Source organism: Metasolibacillus sp. (genome assembly GCF_025291715.1).
Classification (GTDB): Bacteria; Bacillota; Bacilli; order Bacillales_A; family Planococcaceae; genus Metasolibacillus; species Metasolibacillus louembei.
This window is the reverse complement of sequence record NZ_JAMBIZ010000060.1, coordinates 1-3,230: the sequence shown is the minus strand read 5'-3', so window position 1 is coordinate 3,230 and position 3,230 is coordinate 1. Positions and strand designations below refer to the sequence as shown.

Annotated in this window: 8 protein-coding genes; all 8 read left to right on the top strand. The window is 39.7% G+C overall.

Translation table 11 applies throughout. The annotated features are described in order from the left end of the window. Nucleotides 1-97: 97 nt before the first annotated feature. Nucleotides 98-502, top strand: coding sequence for a YopX family protein (locus M3Z76_RS19575; RefSeq protein WP_293929835.1), 405 nt, complete (start codon nt 98-100; stop codon nt 500-502). After that, the gene (locus M3Z76_RS19570) at nt 489-1,037 is read left to right on the top strand and encodes a hypothetical protein (RefSeq protein ID WP_293929836.1); all 549 of its coding nucleotides are present in this window, start codon (nt 489-491) and stop codon (nt 1,035-1,037) included. Before M3Z76_RS19575 ends, M3Z76_RS19570 begins: the two co-directional genes overlap by 14 nt. Continuing rightward, on the top strand, nt 1,030-1,440 hold the full coding sequence (locus M3Z76_RS19565) for a BAR domain-containing protein (protein ID WP_293929837.1): 411 nt from the start codon (nt 1,030-1,032) through the stop codon (nt 1,438-1,440). Before M3Z76_RS19570 ends, M3Z76_RS19565 begins: the two co-directional genes overlap by 8 nt. Beyond that, entirely contained in the window at nt 1,424-1,648 is a 225-nt protein-coding gene (locus M3Z76_RS19560; RefSeq protein WP_293929839.1) for a hypothetical protein, read from the top strand. The genes M3Z76_RS19565 and M3Z76_RS19560 overlap by 17 nt, the downstream gene beginning before the upstream one ends. A gap of 22 nt (nt 1,649-1,670) precedes the next feature. Further along, entirely contained in the window at nt 1,671-1,895 is a 225-nt protein-coding gene (locus M3Z76_RS19555) for a hypothetical protein (RefSeq protein ID WP_293929841.1), read from the top strand. A gap of 70 nt (nt 1,896-1,965) precedes the next feature. Beyond that, complete coding sequence (locus tag M3Z76_RS19550) at nt 1,966-2,586, top strand: dUTP diphosphatase (RefSeq protein ID WP_293929843.1); 621 nt, start codon at nt 1,966-1,968, stop codon at nt 2,584-2,586. 145 nt (nt 2,587-2,731) lie between these two features. Beyond that, nucleotides 2,732-2,896: a DUF6011 domain-containing protein gene (locus tag M3Z76_RS19545; protein WP_295657539.1), complete on the top strand. Its 165-nt coding sequence runs from the start codon at nt 2,732-2,734 to the stop codon at nt 2,894-2,896. After that, nucleotides 2,893-3,230, top strand: a 338-nt coding sequence (locus tag M3Z76_RS19540) for a RusA family crossover junction endodeoxyribonuclease (protein ID WP_295657537.1), incomplete at its 3' end; no start/stop codon positions are given. The genes M3Z76_RS19545 and M3Z76_RS19540, both read left to right, overlap by 4 nt.

The window sequence follows — 3,230 nt, the reverse complement described above, 5'->3', positions numbered from 1 at the left end:
CACTGTCGGATGGTACATGACATGGAACGTAGTGAGATTGAAAAGCTCTATGGCGAGGCTTACAGAGTGCTCAAAAAACGAAAGGGGCGAGTGATTAATGACAGGGAATTGTAGAGAAATTAAGTTTCGTGTATGGGATAAAGATGTAAAAAGAATGCGCATTTGTGGTGATAGTCCTCATGATTCTTTTGTTTTTGACCATGAAACGAATCAAATATGTTATTACAATCTACAAAATGGATGCGGTAGTTTGCCAGATGGAACTGGTACTTATAAATTAATGCAATACACAGGCTTAAAGGACAAGTATGGCGTTGAGATTTATGAGGGGGATATTGTTCAGTTCAAATCAATTAGAGGCATTATCGAACGTTATGAGGTTGAATATACAAACTACGGAGAATGGGCTATAGGTATGCATAGATTGTCAATGAGATTTAAGAGTTGTGAAGTAATCGGCAATGTATGGGAGGATGGTGAACTGCTGAATGATCCTGAATGAACAAAAACCTATCGAGTTTATAAATAATTGTGGATGCTTAGTTGATTACAACGAATTAGAAAAAGCTATTCTATGGTTTTCAGATAAACCTGTTGCTAGTAAAAAGAAAATTTTCATGCATGGTAAATACCCTGGAGTAGCAATTTATAAAAACAAGGTTCATGTACACAGGTTACTAATGATGTTTTGGGAAGGACGAAAACTAGCGCGTTGGGAATATGTTCACCATAAAGATGAAAACAAATTAAATGCTGTTAAAAATAATCTTGAAATAGTGGAAGTATCAAGACATCAGAGTATGCATAATAAAGGGAAAATTTTCTCTAGTGATCATAGGAATAAAATTGCTCTAGCAAATTCGAAAAGAAAGGTTAAATACAAGAAAAGAATACAGATACCACTAGATGAATTGAAGATGTATCTAAATAGTGGTAAATCGATTAATTATATCGCTAAAAAATACAATTGCGACTGGAGTACAGTGAAAAATCGAATAAAAGAAAATCCAGAGCTTTCGGAGGTGCAACATGATTGATTTAAAAGCAAATGAATTAGAAGTGGAATGTATCCTTTGCGAAAACTCCATTGGTGATGAGCCTTGCTTTTGGGATGTCGAAGGAGGTTATTGGTGTGAAGCATGCGGTTTGAAAGAACGTATTCGCATACAACAAGAGCGACTAGATACTACAGAGCTAGCAGAAGTAAAGGCTCGGATAGAAATTGAGCGATTACACAGGTTTATCGAAACGTTACAAGGTGTTCATTTTAAGGAGTTGGAGACCGAAAAAGCTGAAAATAGACGATTATGTGAAGCGCTTGAATTTTACGCAGACGCTGACTGGTATCGCCGAAAGCAAGGGGATGAGATTGTCGTTTTGAAAGACGGCGGGGAAATTGCGCGCGAAGCATTGGGATTGGTAGGTGAATCGAATGAATGAACAATACCACATCGACCAGATGATACTTCATGCGAATTTATTTGATAAATATGGCTACAAGGAAAATGAAATCGGTTTTATCCAACACATCGAGGCACTACGTAAGAATTGGGGCTATAAAACGCACAGCGAAACGATAGAACACGCTGAACGACTTGTCGAGTACAATAATGCCCTAGAAATTAAAACGGCTGTACGAGCTTCCTAGATAGGTTTAACGAGGTGATATTATGAATTACATTTTATTCACTGGCGCTAAACATGAATCTATCAAATTTGACTTTACACAAAAGCAAATAGAGTTATTTCGCAAGCTGTGGAAGGACGGAGCAGCGCATAGCAAAATTTGCGAAGAATTAAAAATCAATAAAAACACATTGGCTTTACTGATAATCGACCAAAGTGTCGCAGGAGCCATTGACAATAGACCAAGCGGCATATTCGGGGATAAATAATAAATCGCGCACTCTCTAACGTGTTAATTATTAGCAAACTATAGAGAGTGCTGCTAAAAGGAGCAAACCAATGAACTTACAAAAATTATTTGAGATGCAAGCGGAGCTAGACGAGCGCATCATACAACAACACCCAGAATTACGAGGGCAAAACAACCTTGACTGGAAGCTACTAGCACTACAAGTTGAGTTAGGTGAGTGTGCTAACGAATGGCGTGGCTTCAAAAGATGGAGTAATAACCAGGAATCAAGAACAAGTGTTAAAGTGGGGTGCCCTAATTGTGCTGGAACTGGAACGCCTATTGGGATACCGAGCTATGCAGGAATTGATTGTTGGCAGTGCGGGGGAGAAGGTTCTTATTCGAAGAATCCTCTTTTAGAGGAATACATTGACTGCTTGCACTTCATTTTGAGCATCGGATTGGAAATCGGCTACAAAGAGTTTGATGAAGAAGAGATGAATGAATATTTCGCACAGGTAAGTGACGATGAGAAGAATGGTATTACACGTCAATTTATCGCAATCAACTATATTACGTCGTGCATGCTAGAAAACTACATTCACTATGAGCAAGCGCTTTATGAGATTTTGAGTTTAGGTGAGATGTTAGGCTTCACATGGGAGCAAGTAGAAGGTGCTTATTTAACAAAAAACAAAACCAACCACGAAAGGCAGTTGAATGGTTATTGACATATACAGAGCTGTACAAACGTGTGGACAAGGACAAGTTACTAGCCGTGGGTATGTTTACAGCCGAGGAAATTAGATATTTGAGATATGAGGGTTACAAGCAAGTACAGGCAAATAAAAACGGGATTCGAGTGGAGGGAAATCTATGAAACTCTGTGAAAGGTGTAGTAGACCTTTGAAATCGCAAAAATCAATGGAGAATGGCATGGGGCCAGTTTGCAAAAAGAAGCACGAGAAGGAGCTGGCAGATGCCGAATTTGAGCGTAATCAAATGAATTTGGATGAGGTTATTGAGGAGGCTACGGCATGATTAGCTTTACAATACCTGGCAAAGTACAAGCGCAGGAACGACCACGATTCAGCAGACACGGCAAGGGCGTCAGAACTCACGACGCCCCCAAGTCCCGAAACTACAAAGAGTGGGTAAGGATCATAGCTATGCAAAATAAGCCGCAGGAGCCGTTACAAGGAGCATTAAGGTTGGAGGTTGATATTTATGTCATGCCACCGAAAAAGTACCACACTAAGCCGAAACAAGCACTTATTAATTGTGGTGAGTTGCGACCTGTGACTAAGCCCGATGCAGACAATCTAGTCAAGGGCATAAAGGATGGGATGAACGGCATTATATGGGGCGATGATGC